Below are 18,408 nucleotides of genomic sequence, written 5' to 3'. Positions count from 1 at the left end.
GGGCCCTTTCGCTATTCAGCGGGCGCGACGGGAAAGAAGCTGCCGCGACTCCAGAGGCCGAGCCAGGAGCGGCCCTCGTGGGTGCCCTCCTCGACCCTCTCCATCAGCCGATAGAACACCGCCCGATTGAGCCGCGCCTCCAGCCCGCCTCGTACCCGGACATAAGGTGCAGGCTGGTCATCCTGTTCTTCGAATCGCAGCGGGTGCTGGGCGCCCGCGGCGACTCGATCCCCGGCGTTGGTGAGGAAATCCAGGGCCTGCTCCCTGCCGCTGCCGCTCCATTCGACATCCACCGCCAGAAAGGGCACATCCTCGACCTGGATGCCCACGCACTCCACCGGCGTCACCAGTACATAGCGCTCGGGATCGCGCCTCAGGATGGTGGAGAACAGCCGGACCATGGCCGGGCGGGTGATCGGCGTGCCCTGGTGATACCAGGTACCGTCCCGGGCGATGCGCAGGTCGATGTCGCCGCAGAACGGCGGGTGCCAGAGCTCCACGGGCGGCAGCTTGCCGTCCTCGGCGGCTGGCAGCTGCGCCAGCAGATTCCGCGTCACGTCAACCTGGGTCACGCCCTTCTCCTCTATCGGGAGCCCAAACCGAGTAGGCGTTGGGCATATTCATTGAGCGCCGGCCCGAGCAGGTCTTCCGGGCGCTCGTCATAGAACGTCAGGAAGCCGCCACGACTGCGAATCCGTGCCGTGTCCACCAGGCGGAAGGTAGCGGTCTCCACCAGCATCATCTGCACGACGCTGCGATCGCGCCCGACCCTCCCGATGTCGTCCTGATCTTCCCATTCCTCCCAGGTGCCGATGCGATCGTCCGCGCCAGCGAAGCGGGTATAGAGCACATAGTGGGCTCCGAGCTGCCGGGCCTTGGCCATGGCCTCGTCGAAACCCTCAGGTTTGTCTGCCCGCCTTACCCGCGGGAAGTATTCCACAAAGCCTTTGAAGGCCTCTTCCGCAACCACATTCGGGCGGGCATAGGGATGGCCCGCAGGCACGAAGGCTCCCTGGGCTATGTAGATGTAGGAGTCGGCCTGTAGCCGAAAGTTGTTCAGCCGCTGGGTCCTGCTGTAGTCGAGCAGCCCCGCGTCGCGCAGGTGGTACTCGACACCGGACGCCATGTCGCTGACGTTCATGCAGCCACCCAGGCAGGCCAGCAGCACGGAAATGAAGAGAAAACGCAGTTTGACCATGAAGAGCAGACCCCGTCCGGCGCCAAGTTGTCGTCGATACAGGGGCCTTAGCAGCTTTCGCGCCAGTTCGAGGCGCAGCCGGTAGATCAGCCGCCGATGATCTTCATGACGGTCACGCCCCCCGAGAAGGCCACCTCCTGCTTGTCGCCTAGCGCCTTCACCAGCAGCCGCTGCAGCGCTGGCAATGCCAGATGACGCGGCTTGTCCAGCAGATCGCCGACATAGTGGCGGTTGCTCGACGACAGGCAGCCGTGCAGCCAGCCGGTGGACGACAGGCGCAGTCGCGAGCAGGTCCGGCAGAAGGGCACGCTTTCGTTGGCGATGACGCCGAAGTGGCCGCCCGACTCGACGCGATAGCGCAGCGCCGTGGAATCCACCGGGGCATCGGCCTGCACATAGGCATGGCGCGAACCTATGATCTCCAGCAATTCGGCCAGGGGTACCAGCTGGTTGTTGAAGGTCGCGGGATTCTTGGCCAGGTGCCCCATGCGCATCAGCTCGATGAATCTCAGCTCGAAGCCCCGCTCCAGGCAATAGTCCAGCAGCGGCAGCACCTGGTCGAGATTCTGGCCGCGCAGGGGCACCATGTTGAGCTTGATCTTGAGACCGGCGGCCCGCGCCGCTTCCAGTCCGGCCAGCACCGTGGCCAGATCGCCCCCCCGCGCCAGACGCGGGAAGGCTTCGGCATCGAGGGTGTCGAGGGAAACGTTGAGGCGACGGATACCGTGGTCGATGAGGAAGTCCAGCTTGCGCGGCAGCAGCTGACCGTTGGTGGTCAGGCTGATGTCCTTGAGGCCGAGCTGGGAGACACGGGCGAGAAAGGGTTCCAGCCGCGGCGTGACCAGGGGTTCGCCCCCGGTGATGCGCAGCCGTTCGATACCGGCGGCATCGATGAGGTATTCCACACCTCGGGCCATGGTTTCGGCACTGAGTTCGTCCTGCGCCGCCACGAGCCGCTTGCCGTCGGGCACGCAGTACGTACAGGCATAGTTGCAGGCCGCCGTGAGGCTGATCCGCAAGTTGCGAAACGCCCTACCCTGGCGGTCAACGATCATCTTGGGGGTACTCCAGTGGGACAAGAGAAAAGGGATGGCGCGGCATCCCTTGCCTCTATCGGACCCTAGGATCGGACAGGCGTTTCGACGTCTCGCTTGCGGCGGTTGCCCATGCGCACGCCGATCTCCATGAGGAACTGGAAAAAACCCTCCTGATCCTCCAGCACGTCGCGCCAGAAGGGCGAATGGTAAAGGGCCACGGCCCCGTGCACCAGCGCCCAGGCGGCGCAGTAATGGAAATAGGGCGGGACGTCCTCGAGCTTGCCTTCGTCGATCCGGCCTTCGATCAGACTGGTCAGCCGCTGGAAGTTGGAAGTGCGGATGCTGTGCAGCTGCTCGACCAGTTCGGGCACCTGACGCGTCTTGACCACCTTCTCCTCGAGTCGATCGAACAGGCGGTAGCGCTGCGGATCGCTCATGCGGAATTCGAAATAGGCGCGGGAGAGCGCTTCGCGGTCGCGGGCGACGTTGTCCGACTGGAACAGCTCGGCCAGGTCCCGCTCGTAATCCAGCATCAGCCGCAGATAGATCTCGGCCTTGGAATTGAAGTGCTTGTAGATGGTGCCTTTGCCGATACCGACCGCCTCGGCGATCATCTCGACGGTGACGCTGTCTTCTCCTTCGGAGAGAAACAGCTGCAGGGCGGTATCGAGGATTTCCTGTTCGCGGCGACGGAACTCGCGGACTTTGCGGGATTCTTTCTGCATGGCAGCCCACTTGTTGTTTTGAAAAGGGATAGGGCCTTCGAATCGCCAGTCACCCCTCGGCATACCGGCACTTCGTCACACCTTGGGCGAGCTGCACCGAAAGCATCGGTGAACCGCGCGGGCGCGCCCCTTATTATGCCCCATCACACCCAGATTGTACGGATCGAGTCAATGTCTTCCTGGAAGCACGAATTCCCTCAGGCCTACGCCATGAGATACCTCAACCACGCGGCCGTGGCCCCGTGGCCCAAGCGCGCTGCGCAGGCCGTCACCGAATTCGCCGCCGAAAACTGCCAATACGGTGCGCGCAACTATCCGACCTGGCTGGTCATGGAACAGCGCCTGCGCGATCGCCTGACCCGCCTGCTCAATGCGCCGTCCAGCAGCGACATCGCCCTGGTGAAGAACACCTCGGAAGCGCTCTCCTTCGTCGCCTTCGGCCTGGATTGGCAGAGCGGCGACCAGGTAGTGATCAGCGACGAGGAGTTCCCCTCCAACCGGGTGGTGTGGGAAGCCCTGGCCCGCTTTGGCGTCGAGGTGGTGGAAGTCAGCCTGGGTGACACCCCCGAGGCCAATCTGCTGGCGGCCTGCGGCCCGCGCACCCGACTCATGGCCATCAGCGCCGTGCAATACGCCAGCGGCCTGCGCCTGGACCTGCCCCAACTGGGCCAGGGCTGTGACGCCAAGGGCGTGCTGCTGTGCGTCGACGCCATCCAGCAACTGGGCGCCCTGCCCTTTGATGCCCAGGCCTGCAACTGCGCCTTCGCCATGGCCGACGGCCACAAGTGGATGCTCGGCCCGGAAGGCCTGGGGGTGTTCTATTGCCGCGCCGATCTGCGCGAGCAGCTGAAGCTGCACGAGTACGGCTGGCACATGCTGGACAACGCCGGCGACTACAGCCAGCGCGAATGGCAACCGGCCAGGACGGCGATGCGCTTCGAGTGCGGCAGCCCGAACATGCTCGGTGCGGTGGCCCTGGAGGCGAGTCTGTCGCTGCTGGAGGATGCCGGCATGGAACAGGTGGGCAAGGACCTGCTGGCGCGGATCGAGCTGCTCGACAGCCATATCCGCCGCCTGCCCGGTGCCGTCCTGCATTCGCCGGCCAACGTCGAGCGGCGCTCGGGCATCCTCACCTTCTCGCTCGAAGGCTGGGACAACCGCCAACTGTTCGAACGGCTCAAGACCGCCGACGTGGTCTGCGCCCAGCGGGGTCCGGGCATCCGCCTGTCGCCACACTTCTATACCAGCGAGCACGTCCTGGAACAGACGCTGGATCTGGTCGGGGCGCTGGCGCGCTTCTGATGGCCTGAAAGGCCCGGCATAGCCAGTGTCGGGGCAGCGCTATTCCAAAACTGTTTAAAAAACGTCCAATCCCGACTGGACCTTTCTCCGAGCTGACCAATACTCAAGTGACTGGCCGCGTCGACCCCCGCGGCGCGGGCCAGGGAGGCGGCTCTCCGTCCAGGCGAACCGCTGGTCCGGCCCGGGTATCCCTGGATACCCGGGCCATTTTTTTGCCTAGAGGGTGGCGCGGGGAAACAGCCGCCGGAAGTTGGCCGTGGTCTGCTCGGCCAGGGTCTCCAGACTGACGCCTCGCACGTCGGCCAGGCACTGGGCGACCTCGACCACGAATTGCGGCAGATTGGCCTTGCCGCGGTGGGGCACCGGAGCCAGATAGGGCGAATCGGTTTCCACCAGCAGGCGATCGGCCGGCACCTGGCGCGCGACGTCGCGCAGGTCGGCGGCATTGCGGAAGGTCAGGATGCCGGAAAAGGAGATGTAGAAGCCCAGGTCCAGCGCCGCCTTGGCCGTCGCCCAATCCTCGGTGAAGCAGTGCAGCACCCCGGCGCCTGGCAGGTCGGCGGCGCCCAGCATGGCCAGGGTGTCGGCCCGCGCCTCGCGGGTATGGATCACCAGGGGCAGCGCCGTGCGGCGGGCCGCCTCCAGGTGCAGGGCGAAGGACCGCTGCTGGATCTCGGCGGTGTCCGGCTGATAGTGATAGTCCAGCCCGGTCTCGCCGATGGCGGCGACGCGGGGATGGGCCAGCCGCGCCAGCAGCCAGTCGAGATCGATGGCACTGCCCTGGGCCGCATCCAGCGGGTGGATACCCACGGCGCAGTGGACGTCGGCATAGCGTTCGGCCAGGGCCTGCACCGTGGGGGCATTGCCGGCATCGACGCCGATGCAGAGGAACTGGCTGACGCCCCGGGCACGCGCGGCATCCAGCGCTGCGTCCAGGGAGCCGTCGTGAAGGGAAAGATCGAGTCGATCCAGGTGACAGTGGGAGTCGACGAAGTGCACGAGAAATAGCCTTGAATCAGCAGCGACACCCCGCCCCAGCGGGACGGCGCAGGCATCACATGGTATGGGTGGGACGGTCCGACTTCAGCGAGCCGGCCAGATAGGTTTCGATCTTGTTGCGCGCGGTATTGTCGCCTTCGTTGAACTGCACGCCGACCCCGGCGGCTCTATTGCCCTGGGCGCCCTTGGGGGTGATCCAGACCACCTTGCCGGCGACCGGGATCTTGTCCGGCTCGTCCATCAGGTTGAGCAGCATGAAGACCTCGTCGCCGAGCTTGTAGGTCTTGCCCGTCGGAATGAACAGGCCACCGTTGCGGATGAAGGGCATGTAGGCGGCATAGAGCACCGACTTGTCCTTGATGGTGAGGGACAGGATGCCATTACGGGGGCCCAGGTTCTGCGGCAAACTCATGAGATTCTCTCGAGACAGGCAAGACGAACGCGCGGATCGCTAGCGTCCGGGCACCAGGCCGGCCCAGCGGATCAACAACGATTCCAGCAACAATACGCGGTTGAGGTTGGCTTTGCCCAGCACCTTCTGCCGCTCGGCATGCAGCCATTCCTGCAGGGTCAGCACTGCCTGCGGCGCGCTCTTCTCGGCCAGATAACCCAGCACCTTGGCCATGTCCGGTGCGGCTTCGGCATCGGCGCCACCCCACTGCTGACGCAGGACGCCATGGGTCCACTCGCAGAACCAGTCGAGCAGCAACGGCAGCGGCACGGCGTTCCAGCTCTCGGCCAGCTGACTGGGCGCCGCCTGGCGCTTGAGCAGGCGCTTCACCCCCTCCACCACCAAGGCCCGGCGGGCGAGCACGTCCTCGCCATGCAGGCGCAGGGCCGCCAGCGGCGAGCCGCCAGCCAGCACCAGCAACTGGATGCGGATCTCTTCCTCAAGCTCCGGCAGGCGCTCGCCCAGCCAGGCGAGACTCTCGGCGCGCGAGGGCACCGGACAGGCCTGCTGCACGCAGCGGCTGCGCACGGTGGGCAGCAGGCGACTCGGCTGGTGACTCACCAGCAGCAGCACCGTTGCGCCCGAGGGCTCCTCCAGACTCTTGAGCAGGGCGTTGGCGGCATTGAGGTTCATCGCCTCGACCGGCTCCAGCAGGATCAGCTTGCGCCCGCCCAGCTGGGCGGTCTGGGTAACGAAGTCCACCAGCCCGCGGATCTGGTCGACGCGGATAGGCTTCTCGGCCTCTTCCGGCTGGATCACGCAGTAATCGGGGTGGGTCCCGGCCCTGAGCAGGGAACAGGCCTTGCACTGGCCGCAGGCGGCATCCCCCTGGGGCGCCTGGCACAGCAGCAGGGCGGCCAGGCGTTCGGCCAGATCACGCTTGCCGATGCCGCGCGGGCCATGCAGCAGATAGGCATGGGGATGCTGCCGCCGGGGCGAGATCCGCGCCCAGAGGTCCTGCTGCCAGGGATAGACGTCAGCCACCAAACGTTGACTCCAGGGTGGCGACCAGGGCGCGCAGATCAGTCTGCACCTCGGCGAGACTGCGCGAGGCATCGATCAGGCGATAGCGGGCCGGCACGGCCCGGGCGCGATCCAGATAGGTCTGGCGCACCGCCTCGAAGAAGGCGCGCTGCTCCTGCTCGAATCTGTCCAGGGCACCACGGCGGGCGGCACGGGCCAGGCCGATGTCCACCGGCAGGTCGAACACCAGGGTCAGATCGGGTTGCAGATCGCCCAGCACGAAGGCTTCCAGGGTGGCGATGCGTTCGACGGGTACGCCGCGGCCGCCGCCCTGGTAGGCATAGGTCGCATCGACGAAGCGATCGCAGAGCACCAGGGCTCCGCGCGCCAGGGCGGGCCGGATGACCTGGGCCAGGTGCTGGGCGCGGGCGGCGAACATCAGCAGCAATTCGGTATCCACGGCCATGGGCTCGGCCGCCGGCGCCAGCAGGATCTCGCGGATGCGCTCGGCCAGCGGCGTACCACCCGGCTCGCGGGTCAGCACCACCTCACGCCCGCTGGCGCCGAAGAGTTCGGCGAGATAGTCGCGGTTGGTGCTCTTGCCCGCGCCCTCGGGGCCTTCGAGGGTGATGAACAGGCCGTTTGCCGTCATGGGGTTTCCTTGGTTTCGGACGTCTGCGGAGCGGGACTGGAGCGATAGTCGGAGCGCCGCTTGAGCTGGAAGTCGCGGACCGCCTGGTTGTGCGCTTCCAGGTCCCTGGAAAAGACATGGCTGCCATCACCGCGGGCGACGAAATACAGACTGTCGCCGTCCTTGGGATGCAGCGCCGCATGGATGGCCTCGCGACCGGGCATGGCGATCGGCGTGGGGGGCAGTCCCGCGTTGAGATAGGTGTTGTAGGGCGAAGGCTCGCGCAGATCGGCGCGGGTAATCCGGCCGTTGTAGCGTTCGCCCATGCCGTAGATCACCGTGGGATCGGTCTGCAGCAGCATGCCGGCCGCCAGGCGCCGGACAAAGACCCCGGCGATTTCGTCGCGCTCCTCGGGGACGCCCGTTTCCTTTTCCACCAGCGAGGCCATGATCAGCGCCTGGTAGGCGTCCTTGTAGGGCACCGCGGGATCCCGCGCCTGCCATTCCTGATCGAGCACGGCCTGCAGTCGCTGGTTGGCCTGGCGCAACAGGTCGGATTCGCGCTGGCCCTTCACATAGCGATAGGTATCGGGGAAGAAGCGCCCCTCGGGGTGCTGGCCGTCCAGGCCCAGGCGTTTCATCAGGGCCGCATCGTCCAGCTCGGCGGTATCGTGCTCGAGCTTGGGCTGGCGCGCCAGGGCAGCGCGGACCTGGCGGATATTCCAGCCTTCCACCAGGGTGAGGCCGTATTGCACCACCTCGCCCTTGCGCCAGAGGCTGAACAATTGCTCCACCGTCATGCCCGGGGTCAGGCGGTATTCGCCACTGTGCAGCGTCTGCCCGGCCAGATTGAAGCGCCAGTACAGGCGCAGCCAGAAGGCGCCATCGAGCACGCCCTGCTCTTCCAGGCGCAGCAGACTGCCGCCCGGGGTCCCGCCCTTGGGGATCTCGATCAGTTGCTCGCCATCGACTTTCAACGGCTGAATCAGTGCCTGGTGCTGGCGCCAACCGGCCAGGACCAGCAGCAGGCCACCGGCGGCCAAGACCGCCGTAAGCAGAGCTCTCGCCTTGCGCATCGGCTATTCCAGAATCTCGTTTATCGAACCTTGCAGTTTACGGGTCACCGGCCCCACGGACCAGTTCGCGGCTGCGTACCGGCGCACGGGCCAGATACCGTATTGGCTGTTGCAGAGGAAAACTTCGTCGGCACCGAGCAGTTCGTCCAGCGCCAGCGGCCGGATCTCGCTCGGGATGCCTGCCTGGGCGGCGAGGTCGAGCAACAGACCGCGCAATACCCCGGCCACGCCACAGCGATCGAGCGCGGGGGTCTGCAGCCGCCCCGCGCAGACCAGGAACAGGTTGCTGAACACCCCTTCGATCGGCCGGCCGTCCTGATCCAGCATCAGGCCTTCGGCATAGTCGGTGCTGGTCCATTCCCCGCGCGCCAGGACCTGCTCGAGTCGATTCAGGTGCTTGAGCCCGGCCAGCAACGGCTGGGTAGCCAGACGCGTCGTGCAGGGATAGAGGGCGATACCCTCGGTCGCGTGAGCCGGTGGATAGGCCGGCGTGGGCGATCCCAGCAGCAGGCGCCGCACCTCGGGTTCGGCCGGCGGGGCGTAACCGCGCAGGCCATCGCCGCGGGTGAGCAGCAGCTTGGCCACGCCCTCCCCCAGCAGCGCCGCATAGGCGCGAATCTCGGCGTCCAGCTGGGCGATGTCGCAGGGAATACGCAGCCGCTGGCAACCGGTGGCCAGCCGCTGCAGATGACGGTCGAGCAGACGCGGCTGGCCCCGGCGTACGGCGATGGTCTCGAACAGCCCATCGCCATAGGCCAGACCCCGATCGCGTTGCAGACCGGGGTCCAGCGGTTGGCCGTTGAGCCAGTCCTGGATCAAGCGTCGAAGCGCCGGAACACCAGACTGCCGTTGGTGCCACCGAAGCCGAACGAATTGGACAGGGCCACTTCGATGGGCCGCTGCCGTGCCTCGTGGGGCACGAAGTCCAGATCGCAGCCGTCGCTGGGATTGTCCAGATTGATGGTGGGCGGCGCCACCTGGTCGCGCAGGGCGAGCACCGTGAAGATGGCTTCCACCGCGCCCGCGGCGCCCAGCAGGTGACCGGTCATGGACTTGGTGGAGCTCACACTCAGACGCTTGGCCTGCTCGCCGAACACCTGCTTCAAGGCCGCCACTTCGGCCAGGTCGCCGGCTGGCGTGGAGGTGCCATGGGCGTTGACGTAGTCGACCGCTTCCGGCGCGATACCGGCATCCTTGAGCGTCGCTCTCATGCAGCGAGCAGCACCCGCGCCATCTTCCGGCGGGGCGGTCATGTGGAAGGCGTCCGCGCTCATGCCGAAGCCGATCAGCTCGGCATAGATGCGGGCGCCCCGCGCCTTGGCGTGCTCGTAGTCTTCCAGCACCAGGGCGCCGGCACCGTCGGACAGCACGAAGCCATCGCGATCGCGATCCCAGGGACGGCTGGCGCGGGTCGGATCGTCATTGCGGGTCGACAGGGCACGCGCCGCGCCGAAGCCACCCAGACCCAGGCCCGAGGTCGCCATCTCCGAACCGCCGGCGACCATGACGTCGGCTTCGCCATAGGCGATGTTGCGCGCCGCCATGCCGATGCAGTGCGTTGCCGTGGTACAGGCAGTGGCGATGGCGTAATTGGGGCCCTGCAGACCCAAGTGGATCGACAGGAAGCCGGACACCATGTTGATGATGGAGCCCGGTACGAAAAAGGGGGAAATACGGCGGGGACCCTGGGCGAGCAGCGACTGGCAATTCGTCTCGATATTGGTCAGTCCACCGATGCCGGAACCCATGGCGACACCCATGCGCTCGCGATTGCCATCGTTGACCTCGAGACCGCTGTCACGCATGGCCTGGAAGCTGGCGGCGAGACCGTATTGGATGAACAGATCCAGCTTGCGGGCTTCCTTCGCGGACAGGTACTGCTCCACGTCGAATCCCTTGACCGATCCGCCGATCCGCGTGCTGAAGGCAGAGACGTCCATATGCTCGATCGGCGCGATACCGCTGCGACCGGCCAGGATGCCTTCCCAGCTGCTCGCCACATCGGCGCCAAGCGGCGATACCATGCCCATACCCGTGATCACGACACGTCTACGCGACACACCCAACTCCTCTTGTCCTTCCGGGGCGGCCACCCCTCTTAAAAACAGCCGATTGCATCGATCTTGACCCTGGACCTAAAGAAAAGCCGCACGCCCTACAGGACGTGCGGCTTCTTTTGTCCGAAACTGGCGACTACTTATTGCTGGTGAGCAACGATGTAGTCGATAGCTTCCTGGACGGTGGTGATCTTCTCAGCCTGCTCGTCCGGGATTTCGGTCTCGAATTCCTCTTCCAGAGCCATCACCAGTTCGACGGTGTCAAGGGAGTCGGCGCCCAGATCCTCGACGAAGGAAGCGCTGTTGGTAACTTCCTCTTCCTTCACGCCGAGCTGCTCAGCGACGATCTTCTTAACGCGTTCTTCGATGGTGCTCATACCGTGTTCTCACTCCTAAAGGAAAAATCCGCACAACGGATTGCGCGTAAGTGTATAGAAAGGGATTTCCGTATTTCAAGCTGACGCGACATCAAGACGTATGCGCGGCCATTGCTGGTCCGACAGTTTACCAGCTTAGCGCAATAGCCGCGCGGGGGGTAACGTCGGTCAGCTCATGTACATTCCGCCATTCACGGGGATCGTGGCGCCGGTCACATAGGCCGCGCCCTCGCCCGCCAGGAAGCCGACCACCTTGGCGATCTCGTCGGCCTGACCGAGGCGGCCGGCCGGGATCTGGGTCAGCAGCGCGGTGCGCTGGGCTTCGGGCAGCTCACGGGTCATGTCGGTATCGATGAACCCCGGGGCCACGGCATTGACGGTGATGTTGCGCGAACCCACCTCGCGAGCCAGCGCCCGGGTAAAGCCCTCGAGGCCGGCCTTGGCGGCGGCATAGTTAGCCTGACCGGCGTTGCCCATGGCGCCGACCACCGAGCCGATGCTGATGATACGACCCCAGCGACCCTTGGTCATGCCCTTGAGCACGGCCTTGGAGAGACGGAACAGGCTGTTGAGGTTGGTATCGATCACGTCGAACCACTCATCGTCCTTCATCCGCAGCATCAGGTTGTCGCGGGTGATACCGGCGTTGTTGACCAGGATCGACGGCGCGCCGAATTGCGTCTGGACCTGCTCGAGGGCAGCCGCGACGGAGGCGTTGTCGGACACGTTGAGCACCAGACCGGTACCTTCGATGCCATTGGCCTTGAGCGACTCGGCGATGCGCTGGGCACCCGCCTCGCTGGTCGCGGTGCCGATCACGGTGGCGCCGAGCCGACCCAGTTCCAGGGCGATGGCTTGACCGATACCACGCGTGGCGCCCGTGACCAGGGCGACCTTACCTTGCAGACTCATCTCGTTTTCCTCGATTCAAAAAGCCGCGCGCGCGGCGGCGAAGGCGTCGGGGGTGTCCAGGGCCAGTGTTTCCACGCCCTTGACGCATCTCTTGTTCAGACCGGCCAGTACCTTGCCGGGGCCGCACTCCATTAGGTGGGTGACGCCCTGGGCAGCCAGGTACTGCACGGACTCGACCCAGCGCACCGGACTGTACAGCTGGGCCAGCAGATCCTGCTGGAGGCTGGCCAGATCGGTGTTGACGCCGGCATTGACGTTCTGCACCACCGGAATTTCCGGCTGGCTCCAGGTGCAGCCACGCACGTCCTCGGCGAAGCGCTCGGCCGCCGGACGCATCAGGTCGCAGTGAGAGGGCACGCTGACCGGCAGCGCCACGGCGCGCTTGGCACCCAGGGCCTTGCAGGCCTCGATGGCGCGCTCCACCGCAGCGGCGGCACCGGCGATCACCACCTGGCCCGGAGCGTTGAAGTTGACCGCGCTCACCACTTCACCCTGGGCGGCTTCGGCACAGGCGGCCAGCACCTGGGCATCTTCCAGACCCAGGATGGCGGCCATACCGCCCTGCCCGGCGGGGACGGCTTCCTGCATCAGCTCACCGCGGCGCGCCACCAGGCGTACCGCCTCGGCGAACGGCAGGCTGCCCGCGGCGACCAGCGCCGAATATTCGCCCAGGCTGTGACCGGCGACATAGGCCGGCTTGGCGCCGCCTTCGGCCAGCCACAGACGCCACAATGCGATGGAGGCGGCCAGGATGGCGGGCTGGGTGCGGTCGGTCTGGTTGAGCGACTCCTGCGGGCCCTGCTGGGTCAGCGCCCAGAGGTCATAGCCGAGGACAGCGGACGCTTCGGCGAAGGTTTCGCCGATCAGCGCGTGGTGCGTGGCCAGCTCACCCAGCATGCCCAGGGCCTGGGAACCCTGACCGGGAAAGACGAAAGCGAGAGAGGCGGACATAGGCAGGTCTCTTGTAGGTCCATTGCCGGCGAAACCGCGGTTCCGCCACTGACAGACTGAGATGTCGGTGTCGACCGGTCGGTCACACCGCTTTCAGAACCGCCAAGTTTAACCGGATCCGCCCGGGGAGATCAGTCTCCACATCGCGCAGGGCACGCTCGATGGCCTGAACGAGACCAACTTCGCCTGCCGCGCCATGGCTTTTCACCACCACCGCATTCAGGCCGAGAAAGCTCGCGCCATTGCGCAACTCCGGATCCCAGTGGCGGAAACGCCGGGCCAGCCAGGGCTGCAGCAACTGACGCTCGAGCCAGGAAGCCGTGCCGCTGCGCTCGACCAGCAGGCGCAGCAGCGCCTCTCCGGACTTGAGCACGGCATTGCCGGTGAAGCCATCGCAGACCACCACATCCGCCACCGCCGCATAGAGATCGCTGCCCTCGACGAAGCCGATGAAGTCGAAGGCCTGACTCTCGGCGAGGCGCCGTGCGGCGTCCTGGATCACCGGCGTGCCCTTGCCCGGTTCGCGACCGACATTCAGCAGCGCGACCCTTGGCCGCGCCAGGCCCCGGGCCTGGGCCGCACCTGCCCCCAGATAGGCGAATTGCACCAGCTGTTCGGCGGTGGTGTCGAGATTGGCGCCAAGATCCAGCAGCAGCGTCCGATGCCCGCCCTGCCCGGGCAGTGCCGACATCATGGCCGGGCGATCGATGCCCGGCAGCGTCCCGAGCAGCAGGCGCGCAAGCGCCATCCAGGCCCCGGTATTGCCGGCGCTCAGGCAGCCCTGGGCGCGGCCTTGCCGCACCGCTTCGAGCGCAGCGTGCATGGACGTACGGGTGCGACTGCGCACCACACTGGCGGGTCGCTCATCGGGCCCGACGAGGCCATCGACGTATTCGAACTGCAGGCGAGCGGCAAGAGAGGCAGGCGGTGACCAGGCCGACAGGGCGTCGCGCTGACCACAGAGAAGGAGGTGTAAGGCGGGGAAACGCTCGAGAGCGTCGAATGAAGCAGGAACAATGCAGCGGGGACCGAAGTCCCCGCCCATTGCATCGATCGCGATGACGATTTCGATCGAGGATTACTCGTCGGAACCTTTGTCGATCACTTTGCGACCGCGGTAGAAACCGTCGGGCGACACGTGGTGGCGCAGGTGAACTTCACCGGTGCTCTTTTCCACGGATAGAGCGTTCGCTTCGAGGGCGTCGTGCGAACGACGCATGTCGCGAGCGGAACGGGATTTTTTGTTCTGCTGAACAGCCATGATTTAACTCCTAAACGTTTGGGTCACGCTTCAACTGCGCAAGTACACTGAACGGGTTGGGTCGCTTTTCCTCGTCCGCCGGCTCTTCGGGCGCCTCGAAACCTTCCGGATGCTGGCAAGCACCTTCTGGATGCACGGGAATGATCGGCAGCGCGAGCAGCAGCTCTTCTTCGATCAGACTATGCAGATCCAGGGGCTCTTCACCAACCTCCAGGGCATCGTAACCCTGTGGCAAGGCATCGGCCGACTTCCCTTCCCAGAGCACGGCGAAATCGAATTCGCTGCTAATGGGAAGCACTGCCGGCTCCAGACAACGCTGGCAAATCATCTCGACCTTGGTATCCAGGACACCATGGATGACGAATTGCTTTTGTTGATCACGCCCGAAGTCGAGGACGACGGCAACCGCGCCTTCGGACTTCACGAGCTGCTCGCCGACACGCCGCATGTTCGCGAGAGGCAGCTCACCCTTGAGGGTTACGCCGCGATCCGCCAATTTGCGAGGATCGACCTGAGGTGGAATTGGCCCATTCAACATAAGCGCGCCATTATAGGGACGGCCTTACGGCTGTCAAAGGAAATTAACCCCGAAGCGACTCCGACCGACCTTTGGTCGACCTCGCCCGAGAACAAACTGATGCCTCTCATTCTACTCGCTTCCAGCTCGCCTTACCGCCGCCAATTGCTGGAAAGGCTGCAGCTGCCCTTCGCCCACCAGTCGCCGGACATCGACGAGACGCCGCTACCCGGCGAGAGCCCGCGGGCGCTGGTAGAACGCCTGGCCCGCGCCAAGGCCGCCGCCCTGGCCGATCAGCGGGAGCCGACACTTATCATCGGCTCGGATCAGGCGACCGCCGTCGACGGCGAGATTCTTGGCAAGCCCCTGACTCATGAACGGGCTCATCAGCAACTGGCCCGGGCCAGCGGTCGCACCCTGGTGTTCCATACCGGCCTGACCGTACTGGACAGTCGAACCGGCGAGTGCCGCAGCGAGGTGGTGGATTTCCAGGTGCGCTTTCGCCCGCTGGATGCTGCGACGATCGATCGCTATCTGCGGGCGGAGCAACCCTATGATTGCGCCGGCAGCTTCAAGGCCGAAGGCCTCGGCATCGCCCTGTTCGAAGCCATGCAGGGAGAGGATCCGACCAGTCTGATCGGCCTCCCGCTGATCCGCCTGGCCGCATTGCTGCGCCAGGCAGGAGTGCAGGTGCCCTAGGCCACCTGCAGCTGGCACCAATTAACGCAGCGCCGGACCCTGCCAGCCCATATAGAGCGCCAGACGCTCGGCAACGCTGGCACCCAGGCGCTTGGCGAAGCGATCAAAGGGCGAGTCCTCCTGGGTAAAGTCCACCAGGCGCTCCTCCTTGACCACATCCCGTGCCACGTAGCTGGCACTGCCGAGCCCATCGATCAACCCCAGGGAAAGCGCCTGCTCGCCGGACCACACCAGTCCGGAGAACAACTCGGGATGACCCTCGACCTTGAGTCGATCGCCGCGGCCTTTCTTGACACTGTCGATGAACTGCTGATGGGTGGTATCCAGCACCTGCTGCCAGAAGCGGGTCTCTTCGGGCTTCTGCGGCTGGAAGGGATCCAGGAAGGCCTTGTGTTCGCCGGAGGTATAGACCCGCCGCTCCACGCCCAGCTTTTCCATGGTGCCGACGAAACCGAAGGAAGCCGCGGTCACGCCGATGGAGCCGACCAGACTGGCCTTGTCGGCATAGATGGCATCGGCCGCACTGGCCACGTAGTAGGCGCCCGAGGCACCCAGGTCGGTGATCACCGCGTACAGCTTGATGTCCGGGTGCAGACCGCGCAGACGCTTGATCTCGTCATAGATGTAGCCGGATTGCACCGGACTGCCGCCTGGGCTGTTTATACGCAGCACCACACCGCGGGTGTTGCTGTCGTCAAAGGCCTTGCGCAGCGCCGTCACGACATTGTCGGCACTGGCCTTCTCGTCGTCGGCGATCACGCCCTTGAGCTCGATGAGCGCGGTATGGGCGCCGGACTCGGTCACCCCGCCCTTCTTGCCCAGGGACAGCAGGGGCGTGAACAGCACCAGCATGACAATCAGATAGGCGAAGGTCAGCAACTTGAAAAAGATGCCCCAGCGCCGCGCTCGCCGTTGCTCGCGCACGCTGGCGAGCATGGTCTTCTCGATCAGGGCCCAGGTCTTGTCGTCCGCCGGACGCGTACGTCCGCTGTCTTCCTTCCACTCGTCAGCCATGCCCGCTATCACTCCTGCACACCACATTGTCACCCAGCCATAGCGCCAGGTCCGCGAAAGCTTCGATCACCAGGCGCGGTCCGAAATCCCTGAGGACCTCGGCCGGCTGGGCACCATAGGCGACCCCGACCGCAGCAACCCCAGCGCGTCGCGCCATTTCCAGGTCGAAGACCGCATCTCCTACCAGGAGGGCCCGCTCCGGCGCCACGCCACAGTGGGCGAGAATCTCCTGCACCATCTGCGGATCGGGCTTGCCGGCGGCCTCGTCGGCGCAACGGGTGATGTCGAAGAAATCGTTCAGGCCATGCTGCTGCAGCGAACGGGCCAGGCCGCGACGGCTCTTGCCCGTCGCCACGGCCAGCTGATAGCCCTGGGCGCGAAAGCGCTGCAGCCCGCTCAGCACATCGGGAAACAGCGGCGAGGCCGCCTGCTCGTGACGGACAAATTCGGCGCTGTAGGCATCGCGAAAGCCCTCGATCTGCGCCGGGGTCACCAGCTGCGGATAGAGGGTCTGGATCGCTGCGACCAGTTCCAGGCCGATGATGCCCTTGATGGCCACGTCGCTGCGCGGCGGCAACCCCAACTGCTCGGCCGCCACGTGCATGACCTCGACGATCCGGCCGATGGAATCCGCCAGGGTACCGTCCCAATCGAAGATCAGCAGCTGGTAGTCAGGCATCCAGACGCTCCAGCGTCTGACTCCAGGTGCTGTCGACCGGCGCTTCCAGGCGCAGCTCACCGCCTTCGGGCAAGGGGATCACCAGACTCGCGGAGTGCAGGAACAGTCGCTTGCCACCGAGCTCGCGGATCTCCTGGGAAAAGGCTTCGTCGCCGTACTTGGGATCGCCGGCGATGGCGTGCCCCGCATGGCGCGCATGGACGCGGATCTGGTGGGTCCGCCCGGTCACCGGCCGTGCCTCGACCAGGGTGGCGAATTCGCCATAGCGCCGCAGCACCCGGAATTCGGTGAGTGCCTCCTTGCCCTCGTCATTGACCTCGACCATGCGCTCGCCGGACCTGAGGGTGTTCTTCAGCAGCGGCGCGCTGATCTTCTTCTTGGCCGCCGGCCAATGGCCGCGCACCAGGGCGTGATAGCGCTTGTCCACACCGTCGCCGCGCAAGGCTTCGTGCAGGAAGCGCAGCATGCTGCGCTTCTTGGCGATCATCAGCAGGCCCGAGGTATCCCGATCGAGACGATGGACCAGCTCGATGTCGCGGGCGTCGGGACGCAGCTGGCGAAAGACCTCGATGACCCCGCCGGACAGGCCACTGCCGCCGTGCACGGCGATGCCGGCCGGCTTGTTGATGACGATGAGGGTCTTGTCCTCGTGGACGATGGAGTCTTCCAGGCGCTCAAGCAGTCCCTTGGCCAGGGGCGCTGGCTCGTCGGGTTCGGACAGGCGCAGTGGCGGTACGCGGATCTGGTCGCCGGCCTGCAGTCGGTAGTCGGGCTTGATGCGCCCCTTGTTCACCCGTACTTCGCCCTTGCGCAGGATGCGATAGATGAGGGTCTTGGGCGCGCCCTTGAGCTGGGTACGCAGGAAGTTGTCGATACGCTGGCCGGCATAGTCGGCGGGCACATCGAGCAGTTGAACGCCGGTGCTGGGAGAAGGAGGCTTAGTCATCGGCAGATGATAGCAATTTTCCCTTATTTGAAGCACTTAAAGCTTGCTGCTATAGTCCGGAGGCGGTTATCAGTCCTGTCTGGATGGCACCGCTCGCGAGGCCGTAGATTCCGCCCGCGAATAATAGGCTGCAAATGCAATAGTCACTGGACGTCTGGCCGTCCAGCAGACCGCCGACTCTGCCCAAGGGGGTGAGTGGCGAGCTGCGATCCGCCTGGTAACCAAGGCAGCGGCACCCAGGGTGTCAGCTGTAAAACGACAACCGCTCCGGACCTTGCGGGCGGCACCAGATTCCTGAAGATTGTGTGCAGGATGGAGATGCACAACCAGCGTATCGCGTAGCCTGACAGTACGCCTGCAGCCCGCTTCGCGCCCAGCTTCGGCCAAGGTGACGATCGCAGGTGGAAGCCTCAAGGCCAACGGCCGATGCTCCAACCGCGACACCTGACACGAATCCCGCGACGACCCGGCTGCCTGAGCCTTTCGGCTGTCACGCCCGCACCATGCCTGGTTGATTCCTCCTCTTGTGGAGCTGCAACGGCAGTCGCTCAAGCGCCTGCAGGAGACGTAGTCGCGGCACGCCCCCGGGCCTGCTGCTGGACACGAAGGCCGG

Annotated in this window: 22 protein-coding genes; 2 read left to right on the top strand and 20 right to left on the bottom strand. The window is 65.4% G+C overall.

Going from position 1 to position 18,408, the window contains the following annotated elements:
* Nucleotides 1–11: 11 nt before the first annotated feature.
* The 4 genes from PVZ72_RS05320 to PVZ72_RS05305 all read right to left on the bottom strand — a co-directional run bounded on the left by PVZ72_RS05320 (nucleotide 12) and on the right by PVZ72_RS05305 (nucleotide 2,960).
* Nucleotides 12–572, bottom strand: coding sequence for a DUF1285 domain-containing protein (locus PVZ72_RS05320; RefSeq protein ID WP_273861371.1), 561 nt, complete (start codon nucleotides 570–572; stop codon nucleotides 12–14).
* Nucleotides 573–583: 11 nt separating this feature from the next.
* On the bottom strand, nucleotides 584–1,198 hold the full coding sequence (locus tag PVZ72_RS05315) for a DUF4823 domain-containing protein (protein ID WP_273861370.1): 615 nt from the start codon (nucleotides 1,196–1,198) through the stop codon (nucleotides 584–586).
* An 86-nt stretch (nucleotides 1,199–1,284) separates the two neighbouring features.
* On the bottom strand, nucleotides 1,285–2,253 hold the full coding sequence (locus PVZ72_RS05310; RefSeq protein WP_133862690.1) for a GTP 3',8-cyclase MoaA: 969 nt from the start codon (nucleotides 2,251–2,253) through the stop codon (nucleotides 1,285–1,287).
* Nucleotides 2,254–2,318: 65 nt separating this feature from the next.
* A complete protein-coding gene (locus tag PVZ72_RS05305) occupies nucleotides 2,319–2,960 on the bottom strand; it encodes a TetR/AcrR family transcriptional regulator (protein WP_007160588.1) in 642 nt (213 codons plus the stop codon).
* A gap of 171 nt (nucleotides 2,961–3,131) precedes the next feature.
* Here PVZ72_RS05305 and PVZ72_RS05300 point away from each other — a divergent pair, with 171 nt between their 5' ends.
* On the top strand, nucleotides 3,132–4,262 hold the full coding sequence (locus PVZ72_RS05300; protein WP_158892633.1) for an aminotransferase class V-fold PLP-dependent enzyme: 1,131 nt from the start codon (nucleotides 3,132–3,134) through the stop codon (nucleotides 4,260–4,262).
* A gap of 216 nt (nucleotides 4,263–4,478) precedes the next feature.
* Here the strand turns inward: PVZ72_RS05300 and PVZ72_RS05295 are convergent, their stop codons facing one another.
* From PVZ72_RS05295 to PVZ72_RS05235, 13 genes are all read right to left on the bottom strand, one after another.
* The gene (locus PVZ72_RS05295; protein ID WP_273861369.1) at nucleotides 4,479–5,261 is read right to left on the bottom strand and encodes a TatD family hydrolase; all 783 of its coding nucleotides are present in this window, start codon (nucleotides 5,259–5,261) and stop codon (nucleotides 4,479–4,481) included.
* Nucleotides 5,262–5,316: 55 nt separating this feature from the next.
* Nucleotides 5,317–5,673, bottom strand: coding sequence for a PilZ domain-containing protein (locus tag PVZ72_RS05290; protein WP_017641886.1), 357 nt, complete (start codon nucleotides 5,671–5,673; stop codon nucleotides 5,317–5,319).
* Nucleotides 5,674–5,712: 39 nt separating this feature from the next.
* Nucleotides 5,713–6,696, bottom strand: coding sequence for a DNA polymerase III subunit delta' (locus PVZ72_RS05285; protein ID WP_133862687.1), 984 nt, complete (start codon nucleotides 6,694–6,696; stop codon nucleotides 5,713–5,715).
* Nucleotides 6,689–7,327: a dTMP kinase gene (gene tmk, locus PVZ72_RS05280; protein WP_133862686.1), complete on the bottom strand. Its 639-nt coding sequence runs from the start codon at nucleotides 7,325–7,327 to the stop codon at nucleotides 6,689–6,691. Before tmk ends, PVZ72_RS05285 begins: the two co-directional genes overlap by 8 nt.
* Nucleotides 7,324–8,382 carry an endolytic transglycosylase MltG gene (mltG, locus tag PVZ72_RS05275; RefSeq protein ID WP_273861368.1) on the bottom strand — a complete coding sequence of 353 codons (1,059 nt, stop codon included), beginning with the start codon at nucleotides 8,380–8,382 and terminating at the stop codon, nucleotides 7,324–7,326. Before mltG ends, tmk begins: the two co-directional genes overlap by 4 nt.
* Before the next feature lie 3 nt (nucleotides 8,383–8,385).
* A complete protein-coding gene (pabC, locus tag PVZ72_RS05270) occupies nucleotides 8,386–9,198 on the bottom strand; it encodes an aminodeoxychorismate lyase (RefSeq protein ID WP_273861496.1) in 813 nt (270 codons plus the stop codon).
* Nucleotides 9,198–10,442: a beta-ketoacyl-ACP synthase II gene (gene fabF, locus PVZ72_RS05265; protein ID WP_273861367.1), complete on the bottom strand. Its 1,245-nt coding sequence runs from the start codon at nucleotides 10,440–10,442 to the stop codon at nucleotides 9,198–9,200. Before fabF ends, pabC begins: the two co-directional genes overlap by 1 nt.
* A 137-nt stretch (nucleotides 10,443–10,579) precedes the next feature.
* Complete coding sequence (gene acpP, locus PVZ72_RS05260) at nucleotides 10,580–10,816, bottom strand: acyl carrier protein (RefSeq protein ID WP_007160597.1); 237 nt, start codon at nucleotides 10,814–10,816, stop codon at nucleotides 10,580–10,582.
* 168 nt (nucleotides 10,817–10,984) lie between these two features.
* Nucleotides 10,985–11,728: a 3-oxoacyl-ACP reductase FabG gene (gene fabG / locus PVZ72_RS05255; RefSeq protein ID WP_133862682.1), complete on the bottom strand. Its 744-nt coding sequence runs from the start codon at nucleotides 11,726–11,728 to the stop codon at nucleotides 10,985–10,987.
* Between the two features lie 15 nt (nucleotides 11,729–11,743).
* Nucleotides 11,744–12,679, bottom strand: a complete 936-nt coding sequence (fabD, locus tag PVZ72_RS05250) for an ACP S-malonyltransferase (protein WP_187980024.1) — start codon at nucleotides 12,677–12,679, stop codon at nucleotides 11,744–11,746.
* A gap of 82 nt (nucleotides 12,680–12,761) precedes the next feature.
* A complete protein-coding gene (gene plsX, locus PVZ72_RS05245; RefSeq protein ID WP_443218234.1) occupies nucleotides 12,762–13,751 on the bottom strand; it encodes a phosphate acyltransferase PlsX in 990 nt (329 codons plus the stop codon).
* Between the two features lie 6 nt (nucleotides 13,752–13,757).
* The gene (gene rpmF, locus PVZ72_RS05240) at nucleotides 13,758–13,940 is read right to left on the bottom strand and encodes a 50S ribosomal protein L32 (protein ID WP_007160601.1); all 183 of its coding nucleotides are present in this window, start codon (nucleotides 13,938–13,940) and stop codon (nucleotides 13,758–13,760) included.
* A gap of 10 nt (nucleotides 13,941–13,950) precedes the next feature.
* Nucleotides 13,951–14,478: a YceD family protein gene (locus tag PVZ72_RS05235; protein WP_133862679.1), complete on the bottom strand. Its 528-nt coding sequence runs from the start codon at nucleotides 14,476–14,478 to the stop codon at nucleotides 13,951–13,953.
* A 99-nt stretch (nucleotides 14,479–14,577) separates the two neighbouring features.
* Between PVZ72_RS05235 and PVZ72_RS05230 the strand changes: the two genes are divergently transcribed.
* Nucleotides 14,578–15,156 carry a Maf family protein gene (locus PVZ72_RS05230; protein ID WP_187980026.1) on the top strand — a complete coding sequence of 193 codons (579 nt, stop codon included), beginning with the start codon at nucleotides 14,578–14,580 and terminating at the stop codon, nucleotides 15,154–15,156.
* Nucleotides 15,157–15,177: 21 nt separating this feature from the next.
* Here the strand turns inward: PVZ72_RS05230 and sppA are convergent, their stop codons facing one another.
* From sppA to rluC, 3 genes are read right to left on the bottom strand one after another with little or no spacing between them, the layout of a single operon-like run.
* Nucleotides 15,178–16,170 (bottom strand): signal peptide peptidase SppA, encoded by a 993-nt coding sequence (gene sppA, locus PVZ72_RS05225; RefSeq protein ID WP_133862677.1) that lies wholly within the window; start codon nucleotides 16,168–16,170, stop codon nucleotides 15,178–15,180.
* Entirely contained in the window at nucleotides 16,163–16,849 is a 687-nt protein-coding gene (locus tag PVZ72_RS05220; RefSeq protein ID WP_273861365.1) for an HAD-IIIA family hydrolase, read from the bottom strand. Before PVZ72_RS05220 ends, sppA begins: the two co-directional genes overlap by 8 nt.
* Nucleotides 16,842–17,795 carry a 23S rRNA pseudouridine(955/2504/2580) synthase RluC gene (gene rluC / locus PVZ72_RS05215; RefSeq protein ID WP_133862675.1) on the bottom strand — a complete coding sequence of 318 codons (954 nt, stop codon included), beginning with the start codon at nucleotides 17,793–17,795 and terminating at the stop codon, nucleotides 16,842–16,844. Before rluC ends, PVZ72_RS05220 begins: the two co-directional genes overlap by 8 nt.
* Nucleotides 17,796–18,408: the final 613 nt, after the last annotated feature.

The sequence above is a fragment of the Pseudomonas sp. LA5 genome (assembly GCF_028640825.1).
In the GTDB taxonomy this organism is placed as follows: Bacteria; Pseudomonadota; Gammaproteobacteria; order Pseudomonadales; family Pseudomonadaceae; genus Chryseomonas; species Chryseomonas aestiva.
The sequence above is the reverse complement of the archived record's forward strand: the minus strand, read 5'-3'. Positions and strand labels throughout refer to the sequence as shown.